The 15,700-nt window shown below is 72.8% G+C and carries 13 protein-coding genes; 8 read left to right on the top strand and 5 right to left on the bottom strand.

Annotation, left to right across the window (positions count from 1 at the left end):
- Window positions 1-42: 42 nt before the first annotated feature.
- The 3 genes from ABZ877_RS05105 to ABZ877_RS05095 all read right to left on the bottom strand — a co-directional run bounded on the left by ABZ877_RS05105 (window position 43) and on the right by ABZ877_RS05095 (window position 1,491).
- Window positions 43-270, bottom strand: a complete 228-nt coding sequence (locus ABZ877_RS05105) for a DUF3107 domain-containing protein (protein WP_361064504.1) — start codon at window positions 268-270, stop codon at window positions 43-45.
- A gap of 169 nt (window positions 271-439) precedes the next feature.
- Window positions 440-1,093: a TetR/AcrR family transcriptional regulator gene (locus ABZ877_RS05100; protein ID WP_361064501.1), complete on the bottom strand. Its 654-nt coding sequence runs from the start codon at window positions 1,091-1,093 to the stop codon at window positions 440-442.
- Window positions 1,094-1,272: 179 nt separating this feature from the next.
- Window positions 1,273-1,491, bottom strand: coding sequence for a hypothetical protein (locus ABZ877_RS05095; RefSeq protein ID WP_361064498.1), 219 nt, complete (start codon window positions 1,489-1,491; stop codon window positions 1,273-1,275).
- A gap of 205 nt (window positions 1,492-1,696) precedes the next feature.
- Here ABZ877_RS05095 and ABZ877_RS05090 point away from each other — a divergent pair, with 205 nt between their 5' ends.
- From ABZ877_RS05090 to moeZ, 7 genes are all read left to right on the top strand, one after another.
- Window positions 1,697-2,800: an alpha/beta hydrolase gene (locus tag ABZ877_RS05090; RefSeq protein WP_361064495.1), complete on the top strand. Its 1,104-nt coding sequence runs from the start codon at window positions 1,697-1,699 to the stop codon at window positions 2,798-2,800.
- 59 nt (window positions 2,801-2,859) lie between these two features.
- The gene (locus tag ABZ877_RS05085; protein ID WP_361064492.1) at window positions 2,860-4,170 is read left to right on the top strand and encodes a DUF3152 domain-containing protein; all 1,311 of its coding nucleotides are present in this window, start codon (window positions 2,860-2,862) and stop codon (window positions 4,168-4,170) included.
- A 200-nt stretch (window positions 4,171-4,370) separates the two neighbouring features.
- Window positions 4,371-6,173 (top strand): DUF3492 domain-containing protein, encoded by a 1,803-nt coding sequence (locus ABZ877_RS05080; protein ID WP_361064490.1) that lies wholly within the window; start codon window positions 4,371-4,373, stop codon window positions 6,171-6,173.
- On the top strand, window positions 6,170-7,432 hold the full coding sequence (locus tag ABZ877_RS05075; RefSeq protein WP_361064487.1) for a hypothetical protein: 1,263 nt from the start codon (window positions 6,170-6,172) through the stop codon (window positions 7,430-7,432). The genes ABZ877_RS05080 and ABZ877_RS05075 overlap by 4 nt, the downstream gene beginning before the upstream one ends.
- A gap of 226 nt (window positions 7,433-7,658) precedes the next feature.
- Window positions 7,659-8,630 carry an NAD-dependent epimerase/dehydratase gene (locus ABZ877_RS05070; protein WP_361064484.1) on the top strand — a complete coding sequence of 324 codons (972 nt, stop codon included), beginning with the start codon at window positions 7,659-7,661 and terminating at the stop codon, window positions 8,628-8,630.
- Window positions 8,618-9,367, top strand: a complete 750-nt coding sequence (locus ABZ877_RS05065; RefSeq protein ID WP_361064481.1) for a spherulation-specific family 4 protein — start codon at window positions 8,618-8,620, stop codon at window positions 9,365-9,367. Before ABZ877_RS05070 ends, ABZ877_RS05065 begins: the two co-directional genes overlap by 13 nt.
- 63 nt (window positions 9,368-9,430) lie before the next feature.
- Window positions 9,431-10,609 carry an adenylyltransferase/sulfurtransferase MoeZ gene (gene moeZ / locus ABZ877_RS05060; RefSeq protein WP_361064478.1) on the top strand — a complete coding sequence of 393 codons (1,179 nt, stop codon included), beginning with the start codon at window positions 9,431-9,433 and terminating at the stop codon, window positions 10,607-10,609.
- An 80-nt stretch (window positions 10,610-10,689) separates the two neighbouring features.
- On the opposite strand, the gene ABZ877_RS05055 is transcribed toward moeZ, so the two are convergent.
- Together ABZ877_RS05055 and ABZ877_RS05050 are read right to left on the bottom strand one after the other, a co-directional pair.
- A complete protein-coding gene (locus ABZ877_RS05055) occupies window positions 10,690-12,237 on the bottom strand; it encodes an alpha/beta hydrolase (RefSeq protein WP_361064475.1) in 1,548 nt (515 codons plus the stop codon).
- Window positions 12,238-12,328: 91 nt separating this feature from the next.
- Window positions 12,329-15,100 (bottom strand): lysylphosphatidylglycerol synthase transmembrane domain-containing protein, encoded by a 2,772-nt coding sequence (locus tag ABZ877_RS05050; protein ID WP_361064472.1) that lies wholly within the window; start codon window positions 15,098-15,100, stop codon window positions 12,329-12,331.
- Between the two features lie 108 nt (window positions 15,101-15,208).
- On the opposite strand from ABZ877_RS05050, the gene ABZ877_RS05045 reads away from it, so the two are divergent.
- Window positions 15,209-15,583, top strand: a complete 375-nt coding sequence (locus tag ABZ877_RS05045) for an MGMT family protein (protein WP_361064469.1) — start codon at window positions 15,209-15,211, stop codon at window positions 15,581-15,583.
- Window positions 15,584-15,700 lie beyond the last annotated feature (117 nt).

Raw genomic sequence — 15,700 nt, 5'->3', positions numbered from 1 at the left:
TACTGCCGTGCTGCTGTACTTCCGTACCGCTCGTCGCGCGCGTTACAGCGGGCCGAAGCCCACCTTGCGCACCGACGGCTCGCCGATCTCCACGTAGGCGAGGCGCTCGGCCGGCACCAGCACCTTGCGGCCCTTCTCATCCGTCAGGGAGAGCAACTGCGCCTTGCCGGACAACGCCTCGGCCACCGCGCTCTCGACCTCCTCGGCGGGCTGGCCGCTCTCCAGAACGATCTCGCGGGGCGTGTGCAGCACGCCGATCTTGACCTCCACGGCCTTGTCCCTCCGACGATCCGTGATGTGCGCGGACGACCGCGCGCCGTACGCAGCAAACATTAGCCCGGTGAGACGAGGCACCTGGTGCCCCGGCTGCACGCCAAGAGCGAACAGCGAAACGGGAACAAAGCGCGAGGTGGCCCCGCGCCCCTTCCTGCCGGGTCGCTCAGTGCTGCTCCGCGTGCGGGTCCGCGCCGTGCAGCGGGAACCCGGCGATGCCGCGCCAGGCCAGTGACGTCAGCAGTTGAACGGCCTTGTCGCGCTCGACAGGGCTCTCGCTCGACAGCCAGTACCGCGCGACGACCTGCGAGACACCGCCCAGGCCGACGGCGAGCAGCATCGACTCGTCCTTGGACAGGCCCGTGTCCTCGGCGATCACGTCCGAGATCGCCTCGGCGCACTGCAGGCTGACCCGGTCGACGCGCTCGCGCACCGCCGGCTCGTTCGTCAGGTCCGACTCGAAGACGAGGCGGAACGCCCCGCCGTCGTCCTGGACGTACGCGAAGTAGGCGTCCATGGTGGCCGCCACGCGCTGCTTGTTGTCCGTGGTCGAGGCCAGAGCCGTGCGGACCGACTGCAACAGCGACTCGCAGTGCTGGTCGAGCAGGGCCAGGTAGAGGTCGAGCTTGCCCGGGAAGTGCTGGTAGAGCACCGGCTTGCTGACCCCGGCCCGCTCGGCGATGTCGTCCATCGCGGCCGCGTGGTACCCCTGTGCGACAAAAACTTCCTGGGCCGCGCCCAGAAGCTGGTTGCGTCGGGCTCGGCGCGGCAGGCGCGTGCCCTTGGGGCGCGCTGCCTCCGTCTGCTCGGTGGCTGTCACGCCGCCTCCCAAAATCGTCCGTGCGCGGTGTGCGCCGCGCCGTCATCGTACTTTTGGGTAACCATGATGTGCGCGGTGCGAGCGCAGAATTTCATGGACCGGACGACTGTGAAAGCCATGTGCGGCGTCGCTCCACTCGCAAAGCGGCGCAAACCACCGGCACACGCCTTCCGCCGCCGCTACCGGTAATCGTCCTCGTCGAGCGCCACGACGCGCGCCTGCTCGGCCAGGTCCCCCTCGTCGGCGGCGTCCGGCGCGGCCGGCACCGGGGGTGTGTCGTCCTCGACGGGCGCCACCTCCGTGAGCTGCTCGGCGATGTCCGCCTCCGGCGCCTCCACATCGATCTCCTGGGGCTCGTCGGCCGCGAACGTCTCGGGCTCATCGGGGTCGATCGCCATGAACGGCTCCCTTCCTCACCTGGATCTATCGGTTCCTTGTGTGGGCGGGTGCCCTGAATCGAGCGTAGGAGACACCAGAAGGCGACGCGATGCGATCTCCGGCCCGTACTGCGGACCAGGGCCGATGAGCTTTGGGTAGAACTATGAGCACTCTGTGACGGCGAACACACGATCCCCTGCGTGATCGTCTCGTAACATATGCCGCATGCCTTCGACCGATTCGCCGCGTGTGCCTCCCGCCATCGCCGCCGCGGTGCCCAAGCCGGGCACCGTCAAGGTCGGTGAGGGGGAGCGGCTGCGCTCGGTCGCCCTGCCGGGGCTGACGCTCTCGGTCCGGTCCCGGCCCGCCACGCGCGAAGGGCTGCCGCCCGCCCTGTACGTCCACGGGCTCGGCGGCTCCTCGCAGAACTGGTCGGCGCTCATGCCGCTGCTCGAGGACAGCGTCGACGGCGAGGCCCTCGACCTGCCCGGCTTCGGCGACTCCCCGCCGCCGGACGACGGCGACTACTCGGTGACCGGGCACGCGCGCGCGGTCATCCGCTACCTCGACGCGCAGGGGCGCGGCCCCGTCCACCTCTTCGGCAACTCGCTCGGCGGCGCCATCGCGACCCGCGTCGCCGCCGTCCGCCCCGACCTCGTCCGCACGCTGACGCTGGTGTCACCGGCCCTGCCCGAGCTGCGGATCCAGCGCACCGCCGTACCGACCGGGCTCCTCGCCGTCCCCGGCGTCGCCGCGCTGTTCACGCGCCTGACGAAGGAGTGGACGGCGGAGCAGCGCGTACGCGGCGTCACCGCCCTTTGCTACGGCGACCCCGGCCGGGTCTCCCCGGAGGGCTTCAAGGCCGCCGTGGAGGAGATGGAGCGCCGCCTGCAACTCCCGTACTTCTGGGACGCGATGGCCCGCTCCGCGCGCGGGGTGGTCAACGCGTACACCCTCGGCGGCCAGCACGGACTGTGGCGCCAGGCCGAGCGGGTGCTCGCGCCGACCCTGCTCGTCTACGGGGGGCGCGACCAGCTCGTCTCGTACCGGATGGCGGCGCGCGCGGCGCGCACCTTCCGCGACTCACGCCTCCTCACGCTCCCGGACGCGGGGCATGTCGCGATGATGGAGTACCCCGAGAGGGTCGCGACGGCGTTCCGGGAACTCCTCGCGGACATCGAGGCGTTGAACGGGGAGCGTGATCCCGCGACACCGGGCCGGAGCGCGACCGGTAGCGTTGCGAACGGCAATTCAAGCGAGACGGCGGGCAGTACGCCGGACATCGCGACGGGCAGCGCGGCAGGCAGCGCTACGGAGCAGGGGAGCTGAGGCGGCCAGTGGGACGGCACAGCCGCCGAGGACCGGCAGACGGCGTCGAGAGCGCCGACATGGCTGAGGCGCCGGCCGCGGCCGTGCGCACAGGGGAACCCCGCGACTCCGGCGTCCCCGGTCCGGTGCGTCCGGGCACAGGGCGCCGGCGCAAGGTTCCCGCGGAGCCGCCCACCGGGCCGGCCACCCCGGCGCACGCGTCGGCGGCGCCCGAGGTGCCGCGCGGCCGCGGCGGCCACCCCGAGCAGCGGGAGCCGGGCGGCGGCTGGGGCGCCCCCGGCGCCGGGCGGAACGTCGGGAGGCCCGCCGGGGCGCCGATAGTGCCGCGGCCCCGGCAGGAGTACGTCGACGCGTTCGACAAGGGGAGCGGCAAGGCGGTCCCGAAGACCGCCGCCGGGTCGCGCGGTGCGTCCCAGGGGCCGCCGAAGGATCCGTACGCGTCCGTGACGGACTGGGACGACAAGGCGCCGACGCCCTCGGGTGCGGGGCCGGTCCCGGAGAAGAAGAGCGGGCCGGACGGGGGCGGCGAGCGCGAGAAGCGCGGCCGGGGCTTCACCTACACCGGTATCGCCGCCGCGGCCGTCACCACCGTGCTCGCGGTCGTGGTCGCCGGACAGGTCACCGACAAGGACGGCGGTGCGGCGGGCGACGCGCGCGCCCAGGCCGCCGACGGGCCGCGCGTGCACAGTGGTTCGGCGTCGCGCTCGGACGACCGGCCGACCCCCTCTCAGACGGCGCAGGCCGCCCCGGCGACGTACGCGCAGAAGATGAGCAAGAAGTACCCGCTGGCCGCGAACCTCAAGGGCCCGGGGGACTTCGAGACGGTCCCCGGCTCAGACAAGGCGCCCGGACACGGCGGGGACCACGTCCTCTACCGCGTCGACGTCGAGAAGGGGCTCGGGCTCGACGGCGAACTGTTCGCCCAGGCGGTCCAGAAGACCCTGAACGACCGGCGGAGCTGGGCGCACGACGGCGCCTACACCTTCGAGCGCGTCTCCAAGGGCAAGCCCCGCTTCGTGATCACGCTCGCCAGCCCCGGCACCACGGCCGCCTGGTGCGCCAAGTCCGGCCTCGACACGACCGAGGACAACGTGTCGTGCGACTCCGCCGCCACCGACCGGGTCATGATCAACGCCTATCGGTGGGCGCAGGGTTCGAAGACGTACGACGACGTACTGCACGACCAGGCCATCTACCCGTACCGGCAGATGCTCATCAACCACGAGGTCGGCCACCGGCTCGGCCACAACCACGTGAACTGCTCGCAGAAGGGCGCGCTCGCGCCGGTCATGCAGCAGCAGACCAAGTCCCTCAGCTCCGACGGGATCACGTGCAAGCCCAACCCCTGGGTCTATCCGAGGATTGATTGACACTCCGTAGCGTTCTGTAGCGGAACCGTCCCTTAGCGCGACCGAACGTCACGCGCGCGGGAAAGTTACGGCCGTTCACCCCTTCCGGTGGCGCGATGGACAACCGTCCATCGCGCCACCGGCATGTCCGCATACGTTCGTCCCGCTGTGAGCCGCCGAGTCAACGGCGGCTCCCCCAACGGCAGAGCGGGGGTGTGCTCGTGCGCATCGGACTGTTGACAGAGGGTGGCTACCCGTATGCGGGTGGTGAGGCCGGACTCTGGTGCGACCGGCTCGTGCGCGGGCTCGCACAGCACGACTTCGACCTCTACGCGCTCGCCCGCGACCGGGAGCAGGAGGAAGCGGGCCTGCTCGCCCTGCCCCCGCAGGTGCGCCGGGTGCGGACCGCGCGCCTGTGGACGGACGCGGGGAGCGAGGACGGCGTGCGGGGCGGCGCGCTCGGACGGCGCGCGCGGCGCCGGTTCGCCACGCTGTACCAGGAGTTGGCGTCGGCGGTCGTCCACGGGGCGGGGTTCGAGGCCGCGGGCGAGGGGAGCGGCGGAGCCGGTGGTGCGCTCGGCGTACGAGGTGCGCCCGTGGAGGCGGACCGTTTCGCCACGGCGCTGTACGGCCTCGCCGAACTCGCCCGCGACGAGGGGCCCCTTCACGTGGCACTCCGCTCCGAGACGGCCGTACGCATCCTGGAGCGCGCCTGCCGCGCCCCCGGCGCCCTGCGCGCCGCCCGCGCCGCGCGCGTCCCCGACCTGCTCGTCTGCGCCGGACACATCGAGCGCGCCCTGCGCCCCCTCTCGCTCGACTGGTACGCCGACCCCCACGAGGGCGAGGCGGCCGGCGGGCTCGGCTCGGTCGACCTGTGTCACGCCACGTCGGGCGGGGCCGCCGCCCTGCCCGGCCTGCTCGCCAAGCGGTTCCACGGCGTGCCGCTGCTCGTCACCGAGTACGGGGTCCGGCTGCGGGCCCAGTACCTCGCGGCGGGGGACGCCGAGCTGAGCGCGCCGGTCCGGGCGCTGCTCGCCTCCTTCCACGGGCTGCTCGCCGCCGAGGTCTACCGGCAGGCCACCGTGATCACCCCGGGCGACGCGCACGCCCGCCGCTGGCAGGAGCGGTGCGGCGCCGACCGCGCCAAGATGCGCACCGTCCACCCCGGGATGGACGCGTCCCGCTTCGCCGAGGTCGGCGAGCGCGAGGAGCCGGGGGAGCCCGGCACGCTCGTCTGGGTCGGACGCGTTGAACCGGCCAAGGACCTCATCTCCCTCCTCCACGCCTTCGCGGAGATCCGCAAGGAGGAACCGGAGGCGCGGCTGCGGATCGTGGAGACGATGCCGGTCCGCCCCGGCCCCGCGGAAGCCGGGACGTACCTCGGGCACTGCAAGGCGCTGGCCGCGCAGCTCTTCCCCGACGAGGCCGCCGGGATGCACGCCGTCGGCGAGAACCCGGTCTCCTTCGAGGAGCTCGGCGACCCCGGGGCGTCCGATCTCGCCGAGGTCTACGGCGCGGGCAGCGTCGTCGTCCTGTCCAGCGTCGTCGAGGGGTTCCCGGTCAGCCTGGTCGAGGCCATGTTCTGCGGGCGGGCGACCGTGTCGACGGACGTGGGCGCGGTCGTCGAGGCCATCGGCGGCACCGGGCTCGTCGTGCCGCCCCGCAATCCGCGGGCGCTCGCCGAGGCGTGCGTGGCCCTGCTGCGCGACTCCGGGCGCCGTGAACGGCTCGGCGCCGCCGCTCGTGCGCGGGCCCTCGAACTCTTCACCGTCGAACAGAACGTCGCGGCATTTCACAGCATTTACCTCGACATCGTCTCGCACTGCCCGGTCCGCCGGGACGCCATGGACGACGCCGGGGACCCCCTCCCGTTCTCCCACCCGGCCGAGGCGCACGTCCCCGGCCACTGGGCGGCACGCACCTCGGGGCCCAGCCGACTCCCCAGTTGGGCCCCGAGCGCCGAGGGCGGCAGGCGCGAGCAATTGGCCGGAGTCAGCCAGGGCGGCGGAGAGGGCAGGGCATGAGAGGGCGCGCGGACACGACACGGACCACGACCGGCGACGGCACCGGGACGGACCTGCCCCGGGTGCCGACGCCCGCGCCCGCCTGGGGCACGGCCTCGGCGCGGGCCCTCGCGGACGCCTCGACGGGACGGCCTGCCCGGAGCGCCGAGCCTGCCCGCCCCCACCGTCGCACCAACGCCGACCCCGTGAAGGCCCTGATGCACCGGCACCGTGAACTCTGCGAGCGGGCCATCGACCCGCTGGAGATCGCCGCCGGGCTGGAGGCGCACGGTCTGACCGACCGGGCCGCGGCCCGCTACCGGCACAAGGACGTGTTCTCGCTCGCCGAGGAGATGTACGCGCGCGTGCCGCGCAACGGCGAACAGGACGAGCCCGGCGCGGCCACCCCCTCCGCGCCCGCACCGGCCACCGGCCCGCGCGGCGCATGGGCCCTGCTCACCCTGCTCCCCGGCGCGGTCTGCGCCCTGACCCTGGCCGCGCTCACGTTCACCTCCGGCACCGCGCGAGCTGCCGTCGGCGTCACCGGTGCGCTGGCCGGTGCCTTCGCCCTGCGCACGGCCCTGCGCCACGGACCGCTGCGCGCCAAGAGCCGTCCGGCCACGCTCACGACCCGCCTCTCGGTCGGCTGGCTCCTCGCCTACGCCCTGCTCGGCGACGATCTGCTGACCGCCGCGCTGTCCGGCGGCCCCGACGGCACCTGGCCCCCGAGGACCGCACCGCTCCTCGCGCTCACCGTGGCCGCCGCGCCCGCCGCCTGGTGCGCCGCGCTGTACGCGACCGGGGCCCGCCGCCGCCTGGCCACCAGCCGTGGACTCGCCGAGTTCACCGCCTCCGCGCGGCCGCTGCTCCTCGCCGTCGTCGCCCTGTTCACGCTCGCCCTGACGGCCCTCCTCGGTCTGTCGGGAGCCCTGCTCGACCAGGACGTCGACTACGCCGGGGCCGGTTCGCTCGGAGTCCTGCTGCTGCTCGCCCGGCTCCTCATCGTGCACGGGCGCACGCACGCCCCCGCCGTCGTGCTCGGCACCGCCGCGGCCGTCGAGGGCCTGGCCATCGCCTCCGTCTTCGCCGCGCGCCTGCCCGGCTGCGACGCCGTGGGCGCACCCGTCGAGGCAGCCGTCGACGCCCTGGGCGCGGGCGTCGTCCCCGGTCCGGCCTGTGGCGCGGCCGCCCTCGCGCTGCTCGTGCACGCCCTGCGCACGCTGACCCGCGCCTCCGCCCACGCGAGCGCGGACAGCGCCGCGGCAGGGGGCGCTCCCTGACCACCGCGGAGCGCCGCACCGAGCGCACCGCGCCATCCGCCTTCCAGTCAGGCACACCCCTTTCCCGCGGGGCCGACACCGCGGGCCGTCCCGCCGACTCACGGCACAACGCAGAAGGAGAACACCAGATGACCACCCCTCCCCCCGGAGGCGCCGGATACGCCGGATACTCCGGACCCCACGGGCCGCGCGACACCCACGGAGCGCGCAAGACGGGAGGCGCCCGATGAGGGTCCTGCTGATCGGAGCCAACGGATACCTCGGCCGCTTCGTCGCCGACAGACTCCTCGCGGACCCCGCCGTGCAGCTCACCGCGCTCGGCCGGGGCGACGACGCCGACGTCCGCTTCGACCTCGCCACCGGCAGCCCGGGCGCGCTCACCCGCTTCCTGGACGCCGTCCACCCGGGAGTGGTCGTCAACTGCGCGGGCGCCACCCGCGGCGGCGCCCGCGACCTCACCCGGCACAACACGGTCGCCGTCGCCACCATCTGCGAGGCCCTGCGCCGCAGCAGTTGCGGCGCCCGCCTCGTGCAGATCGGCTGCGGCGCCGAGTACGGCCCCTCCCAGCCCGGCTCGTCCACCGCCGAGGACGCCGTGCCGCGCCCCGGCGGCCCGTACGGCGTCAGCAAGCTCGCCGCCACCGAACTCGTCCTCGGCTCCGGTCTGGACGCCGTCGTCCTGCGCGTCTTCTCACCCGCAGGACCCGCCACCCCGGCCGGCTCCCCGCTCGGCCGGCTCGCCGAGGCGATGCGCCGCGCGATGCAGGCGGGGGACGGTGAGCTGAAGCTCGGCGGCCTCGGCGCCCAGCGCGACTTCATCGACGTACGCGACGTCGCGCGCGCCGTGCACGCCGCGTCGCTCTCCGCCGCCCAGGGCGTGATCAACATCGGCTCCGGCCGCGCCGTGCGCCTGCGCGACGCCGCCGCCGTCCTCGCCCGCGTCGCCGGATTCGGCGGCGCCCTCCACGAACTCGACGCGCCGGTCGGCCCGATGCGGCAATCCGTCATCCACCCCCGCTCCGAATCCGACCACGGGACGCAGGGGCCGCCGCCCGCCGCGTACCCGTACCCGGACGGCTGCGGAAGCTGGCAGCAGGCCGACGTGCGCACGGCCCGCGACCGGCTCGGCTGGCGTCCCCGCATCAACCTCGAAGAGTCACTCGCCGACATCTGGATGGAGGCGGCATGCCGTATCTGACCCCGACCGCGACCGGCCTGTCGAGCACCGACGTACGCCTCGGCCTCGGCATCCCCGGCTTCGCGCACCCCCTCGTCGCGCCCGCCGAGTGGGCCGAGCCGACCCGCCCGAACGTCCCCGTGCACTGGGTCGTCCTCAATGTCGCCCGCGGGCCCGGCGCCCGGCCCGACCCGCACTGCCTGGAGGCAGCGGGCCGTCTGCGCAACGCGGGCGTCCGCGTCCTCGGTCACCTCGACCTGACCTACGGCGCCCGCTCCTTCGGCGAGCTCGTCTCCGACGCCCACCGCTTCCTCGACTGGTACCAGGTCGACGGGTTCAGCCTCGACCGCTGCCCCACCGAGCGGGTCGCCCTGCCCGAGGTGCGGCGCACCGTGGCGACGCTGCGCGCGCTCGTCGACGACGCGCACATCGTGCTCGGCCACGGCACCCACCCCTACCCCGGCTACGCCGAGACCGGCGATCAGTTGGTGACGTTCTCCGGGCCGTGGAGCGACTACCGCTGGTCGCAGGTGGCGGAGTGGACCGCCGACTATCCGCCCGAGCGGTTCTGCCACTTCGTGCACGGCACGCCCCGCGGCCATCTCGACGAGGCGCTGCGCATCGCGCGCTGGCAGGGCGCGGGCACGGTCTGGTTCACCGACCACACGGACCGCGGGGGCCTGAGCGACCCCTGGGAGGCGATGCCCGGCTACTGGGACGAGATCGTCTCGCGGATCGGACCAGGTGTCTCGGAATGAAGGAGGGCGTGGCAGTGTTGCAGACAGAACAACCGTACGTAGATACCGACCAACGGAGTCCCCGTGTCGCTGCCACCCCTGGTCGAGCCAGCCTCTGAGCTCACCGTAGACGAGGTCCGCAGGTACTCCCGCCACCTGATCATCCCGGATGTCGGGATGGACGGGCAGAAGCGGCTGAAGAACGCCAAGGTGCTCTGTGTGGGCGCCGGTGGCCTCGGGTCGCCGGCCCTGATGTACCTGGCCGCGGCCGGCGTGGGCACGCTCGGCATCGTGGAGTTCGACGAGGTCGACGAGTCGAACCTGCAGCGCCAGATCATCCACAGCCAGTCCGACATCGGCCGGTCCAAGGCGGAGTCCGCGAAGGACTCGGTCCTCGGCATCAACCCGTACGTGAACGTGGTCCTGCACGAAGAGCGGCTCGAGGCCGAGAACGTGATGGACATCTTCAGCCAGTACGACCTGATCGTCGACGGCACGGACAACTTCGCGACGCGCTACCTGGTCAACGACGCGTGCGTGCTGCTGAACAAGCCGTACGTCTGGGGTTCGATCTACCGTTTCGACGGCCAGGCCTCGGTCTTCTGGTCCGAGCACGGTCCCTGCTACCGCTGCCTCTACCCGGAGCCCCCGCCCCCCGGCATGGTCCCCTCCTGCGCCGAGGGCGGCGTCCTCGGCGTGCTGTGCGCGTCCGTCGGCTCCATCCAGGTCACCGAGGCGATCAAGCTCCTGGCCGGCGTGGGTGAGCCGCTGGTCGGCCGCCTGATGATCTACGACGCCCTGGAGATGCAGTACCGCCAGGTCAAGGTCCGCAAGGACCCGAACTGCGCGGTCTGCGGCGAGAACCCGACCGTCACCGAGCTCATCGACTACGAGGCCTTCTGCGGCGTCGTCTCCGAGGAGGCCCAGGAGGCGGCGGCCGGTTCGACGATCACTCCCAAGCAGCTCAAGGAGTGGATCGACGACGGCGAGAGCATCGAGATCATCGACGTCCGCGAGCCGAACGAGTACGAGATCGTCTCCATCCCGGGCGCCCGGCTGATCCCGAAGAACGAGTTCCTCATGGGCACCGCCCTGGAGGGCCTTCCGCAGGACAAGAAGATCGTCTTGCATTGCAAGACGGGTGTCCGCAGTGCGGAAGTCCTCGCCGTGCTGAAGTCCGCGGGCTTCGCGGACGCCGTGCACGTCGGCGGCGGCGTCATCGGCTGGGTCAACCAGATCGAGCCCGACAAGCCGGTCTACTAGCCGGTCCGCCGGGCACACCGCCCGGCCACGACGGTCCCGGACGGGCCCCGCGCACTTCGCGCGGGGGCCCGTCCGTATTTTCACGAACAGACGGTTCCCTTCTTCGGGACCTTCCCGTTCAGGAGGTAGTCGTCCACGGCGGCGTGTACGCACGTGTCGCCGCTGTCGTAGGCCCCGTGTCCCTGGCCCTTGTACGTCACCTCGACGCCCACGCCGTCGCCGAGCGCGTCGGCCATCCTTCGCGCGCCCTCGTACGGGGTCGCCGGGTCACCGGTGTTGCCGATGACGACGATCGGCGCGGAGCCGGAGGCGCTGACGTCCGGATGGTCGGCGGCGCCGTCGACCGCCCACCCGGTGCAGCCGAGCATGCCCCAGGCCAGGAAGTCCCCGAACAGCGGTGAGGCGGCCCGGAACGCGGGCAGCTTCGCCTCCACGTCCTCGGCCGTGTAGCGCGGCTTGTCGTCGGCGCAGTTGACGGCGGTGTTGGCGGCCTGGGTGTTGCTGTACTTGCCGTCCTCGTTCCGCCCGTTCATCGAGTCGGACAGCATCATCAGGACCTTGCCGTCGCCGTCGTACGCCTGTTGCAGCCCTTCGGTGAGGTACTCCCAGAAGTCCTGCGAGTACAGGGACTGGGCGATGCCGTTGGTGGCGGCGGTCTGCGTCAGGTCGCGGGGGAAGATGCCGGGGATCGGCTCGTCGTCCAGCTCGTCGAGCAGCTTGGCGATCTTCTCCTTGACCTCCTTGGGCGTGTCGCCGACCGGGCAGCCCTCGTCCTTGGACGTGCAGTCCTTCGCGTAGTTGTCGAGTGCGCGCTGGAACCCCTCGGCCTGGCCCAGTGCGCCCTGTTCGGAGTTCTGCGTGGGGTCGACGACGCCGTCGAACACGGCGCGCCCCACATGCCGGGGGAACAAGTGCGCGTAGACGCCGCCGAGTTCGGTCCCGTAGGAGATGCCGAAGTAGTGCAGCTTGTCGTCGCCGAGGACCTGGCGCATCAGGTCCATGTCGCGGGCCGCGTCGGTGGTGCGGACGTGGGGGAGCGTCCTGCCGGAGTTCTTCTCGCAGGCGTTGTTGAACGCCTTGATGTTGTGCAGGAGTTCGGTCCGTTCCGCCGTGTCGTCCGGGGTGGAGTCCTGCTGGAAGTACGCGTCGAGCTGGTCGTCGTTCTCGCAGGTGACGCCGGCGCTGCGGCCCACCCCGCGCGGGTCGAAGCTGACCAGGTCGTAGCGGGTGCGCAGCTTCGCGTAGTCGTCGGCGAAGGCGGGCAGGCTGGTGACGCCCGAGCCGCCGGGGCCGCCGAAGTTGAACAGCAGCGAGCCGATGCGCTTGTCCTTGTCGCCGCTCGCCTTGGCGCGGATCAGCGCGAGGTCGATCGTGCGGCCCTTCGGGTCGGCCCAGTCGAGGGGCGCCTTCATGGTGGCGCACTGCCATGCCGCGCCGCCGGGCAGCGGGGACGGGGCGCCGCCTCCGCCCTGGGAGTCCGCGGGCGCGGGGCAGTCCTTCCAGTCCAGCCTCTGGGACGGCAGGTCCACGTCGTCCTCGGAGGACCCGCCGCACGCGGCCAGGGAGGCGGACAGCAGCGCGGCGGTGACGGCCAGGGCGGCGGCGCGGGGCCGGGACGGGAACGGCATGCGTCCATCCTGCGGCGGCGCGGTGCGGGACGCTCGGGCTGCGGGCTGTGCGAGTGAGGTCGTTCCGGCGTTTTCGGGCGGCACGCGCGCGTTACAGAGCGCCCTTGCGCGTCAGGTGGTTGAAGAACAGCCAGCCGGGCAGCACGGGCAGCCACAAGGTGAGCAGGCGGTAGAGCAGGACGGCGGGGGCCGCCACCTCCTTGGGCAGGCCGACGGCGATCAGACCCACCGTCAGCGTCGCCTCGACGGCGCCCACGCCGCCCGGGGTGGGCGCGGCGGAGCCCAGCGCGTTGCCCGCGAGGAAGACCACGGCGACGCTGGCGAGGCTCAGGTGCGTCGTGTTGTCGCCGAAGGCGCGGATGGAGGCGTCCAGGCACATCACGAAGCAGGCGGTGAGGAACAGCATGCCGCCGATGCCGGTGAGCAGCTTGCGGGGCCGCTGGAGCACGTCCAGCATGCGCGGGACCACCCCGGCGAAGAGCGACCTCACGCGCGTGACGACGAACTTCCGCAGGAACGGGATCGACGTCACGACAAGGACGAGCACCGCCACGGTCAGCAGGCCCGCGATGACGGTCCGGGACGGCGACAGGGACGGGGTCTTCTCCGTCCCCGTCAGATAGCCGAAGGTCAGCAGCAGGAGGATGTGGCTGCCCATGCCGAACAACTGCGAGGCACCGACACTGGCGACCGCGAGCCCGGGGCGGACGCCCGCGCGCTGCAGGAAGCGCGTGTTGAGCGCCACACCGCCGACGGCCGCGGGCGCGACGATCTTCACGAACGACCCGGCGACCTGGGCCGCCACGGTCCGTGGGACGGAGACCCGCTCGGGCACGAAGCCCAGCAGGCTCATCGCCGCGGCCACGTAGCTGAGCGCGGAGAACACCACGGCGAGGCCGACCCAGCCCCACTCGGCCTCGCCGACGATCGCGCCGAAGTCGATGTGGGTGAGCTGCGACAGCAGGAAGTACGCGCCGATCGCGCCCGCGATGAAACTGATCAGGGTGCGCGGCCTGATGCGCTCCAGGCGGGCCGGTTCGACGGGCGCCTGCGGCCGGATGCGGAGCACCTGGTGGCGGATCTGGGTGAGCAGGTCCTCCTCGCGCGCCTCGTCCAGGGCGACGTCTATGGCGCGCTTCTCGGCCTGCCGCTCCGCCTTCTCGGACTTCTTCTCGGACTTCTTCTCGGCGCGCACGGACGTCGGTCCTTCGGCGGCGGCTTCCTCCAGGCGGGCCTGCTTGGCCTTGCTGGACGCCTCCAGGACGGCCTCCCGCTCGCGCTGGGCGCGCTCCCGGCCGAGCCTGCGCAGCGTCGCCCTGGTGGTGCGGGTGAGCGCGATCGGCTGGAGCAACGGAAGGCAGTCGGCGACGGTGTCGGGGCCGAGGACGCCGACGGCGGAGGCCACCGCGCGCTCCGCGCCGACGCGCAGGCCGAGGGTGGTGAGCATCTGCGCGATGTCCATGCGCAGGACCAGTTCGCCCGCGGCGATCTCACCGCCGCGCAGATCCGTGAGGAACACCGTGCCGGAACGATCCACCAGGAGCGCGTCGCCCGCGAGCCGCCGGTGGGCGATCCGCCGGGACTGCAACGCCTGCACCTGGTGCCAGGTGTCGCGCAGCAGGTCGTCGGTGATCTCCTCGTCCGCCATGGAGTCGAGGGAGCGGCCGCCGATGTGCTCGTAGACGAGGATGACGGCGTCGGGGCCGAGCTCGGAGGTGGCGATCAGCTTGGGCGCGTTCGCCCCGGCGGAGATCGCCGCGTAGGCGAGCAGCGCCTCCTGCTCCAGGGCCTGGCGCAGCGACTGGAGGCTGCGGCGCTGGGTGATGCCGCGCAGCGTCAGACGGCGCCACACGCGGTAGAAGAAGCCCTGCGCCTGCTGTTCCCGGTCGACGACGGTGACGTCGAGGGGCGGGCCGTCCTCCAGGGTGACGAAGTAGCGCCGCCCCCTGTCGCCGTTCTCCGTGGCGCCCTCGTGCGCCTCCTCGCGCGAGGCGCTGACGGGGTGGAAGCCGACATGGCGCAGGCCCGCGAGGAGCGTCTGCCCGGTGGGGCGCACATTGGGCGAGCCGACCGCGTACAGCGTGCCGTAGGCGACGGTCCAGCCGATGAGGATGGTCAGGATGATCGAGAACGGCGTGGTGTAGCCGGTGACCAGCATCGCGAACGCGTCGAGCAGCAGCACCACCCACAGCACGACGCGCCAGCGTGGTCGCCGGGACATCCCGACGGCGGTCATGTACGCGATGACGGGCGCGAGGTAGCCGTGGACGGGGTCGGTGAGCGCGTGGATGTCGCCCGGCGACACCTTGGTGAGCGCGTCCTGGATGGACTGCGGCGCTGCCTTGGCGACCCACAGGTCCGTCGCGAGCGTCACCCCGTGCGCGAGGACCGCCGCGAGCACGCCGTCGGCGATCCGCAGCCCGTCCCGCTTGATCAGCCGCTCGATGGCGAAGGCGACCGGGACCAGCAGGATCGCGATGCTGGAGGCGAGACCCGCGAACTTGGTCAGCAGGTCGGGCGCCTGCCCCGTGCCCTTGTTGATGTCCTGGGCGAAGCCCGACGTCGTGGCGTGCGCGAACGCGGCGATGGCCAGCAGCACGGCGATCGCGAGCACGCCCACGAGCAGCCGCATCAGGTCGGAGGGGCGGTGCACGCGCGCGGGGAGCAGTGGTTCGTCGCCCTCCACCCGCTCCGCGTGCGTCTCCGTGTCGGCGCAGTCGGGGTCGTGCAGGGGCAGCTCGGGCTTCGTCTCGGCGGCCTCCGCGGCCACGTTCTCAGGGCGCGCCGGTGTCACAGAGGTGCCCTCCGCCTCGTCGGGGTGCACGCTCTGCTGCTCCGTCGTCTCTTCTTGATCTCGTATCACCGATCACCGCCCGCACGATGGTGGCATGTCCCGGCGCCGCGGGGAGGCATCAGGGTGCATTTCGTACGGCCCTCCGCGTTGTCGGTGGCGTGGGGCAGGATGGATCGGATGAGCGAGGAGAGCGAGCCGGCGGACGGGCTGCCGGCCTACCCGGAGTACGCGGAGCGGGTCCTTGAGGTCGCCGAACTGATCCCGCCCGGCCGTGTCATGACGTACGGGGACGTCGCGGAGTGGCTTCAGGAGGGCGGCCCGCGCCAAGTGGGGCGTGTGATGGCCCTCTACGGCGGCGGCGTGCCCTGGTGGCGCGTGGTGCGCGCGGACGGGGCCCTGCTCCCCGGCCACGAACTGAGAGCGCTCGGCCACTACCGGGAGGAGGGCACGCCCCTGCGGGACGCCCCCCGGTCCGCCGAGGGCCACCTGCCGCGCCTGGACATGAAGCGGGCCCGGTGGGACGGCCGGACACGTACGGAAGCTCACAGGTGACAGCTTCGGCCATCCCGCGCGCGGGCGGGGTGCCGGTGGCCCGTACGGGGGAAACGGCGCGCCGGGGGCACTTCGCCACGACCGTGTCCGTTCGTGAGACTGGGCACATCTGAGCCC

Source organism: Streptomyces sp. NPDC046939 (assembly GCF_040644575.1).
In the GTDB taxonomy this organism is placed as follows: Bacteria; Actinomycetota; Actinomycetes; order Streptomycetales; family Streptomycetaceae; genus Streptomyces.
The sequence above is the reverse complement of the archived record's forward strand: the minus strand, read 5'-3'. Positions and strand labels throughout refer to the sequence as shown.

What these genes read in the sequence shown, in the direction of transcription:
- ABZ877_RS05075 (WP_361064487.1), top strand. Translation starts at nt 6,170, where the DNA reads ATGAGAGGGCGCGCGGACACGACACGGACCACGACCGGCGACGGCACC.
- ABZ877_RS05095 (WP_361064498.1), bottom strand. Translation starts at nt 1,491, where the DNA reads ATGGCGATCGACCCCGATGAGCCCGAGACGTTCGCGGCCGACGAGCCC.
- ABZ877_RS05090 (WP_361064495.1), top strand. Translation starts at nt 1,697, where the DNA reads ATGCCTTCGACCGATTCGCCGCGTGTGCCTCCCGCCATCGCCGCCGCG.
- ABZ877_RS05045 (WP_361064469.1), top strand. Translation starts at nt 15,209, where the DNA reads ATGAGCGAGGAGAGCGAGCCGGCGGACGGGCTGCCGGCCTACCCGGAG.
- ABZ877_RS05085 (WP_361064492.1), top strand. Translation starts at nt 2,860, where the DNA reads ATGGCTGAGGCGCCGGCCGCGGCCGTGCGCACAGGGGAACCCCGCGAC.
- ABZ877_RS05055 (WP_361064475.1), bottom strand. Translation starts at nt 12,237, where the DNA reads ATGCCGTTCCCGTCCCGGCCCCGCGCCGCCGCCCTGGCCGTCACCGCC.
- ABZ877_RS05065 (WP_361064481.1), top strand. Translation starts at nt 8,618, where the DNA reads ATGCCGTATCTGACCCCGACCGCGACCGGCCTGTCGAGCACCGACGTA.
- ABZ877_RS05070 (WP_361064484.1), top strand. Translation starts at nt 7,659, where the DNA reads ATGAGGGTCCTGCTGATCGGAGCCAACGGATACCTCGGCCGCTTCGTC.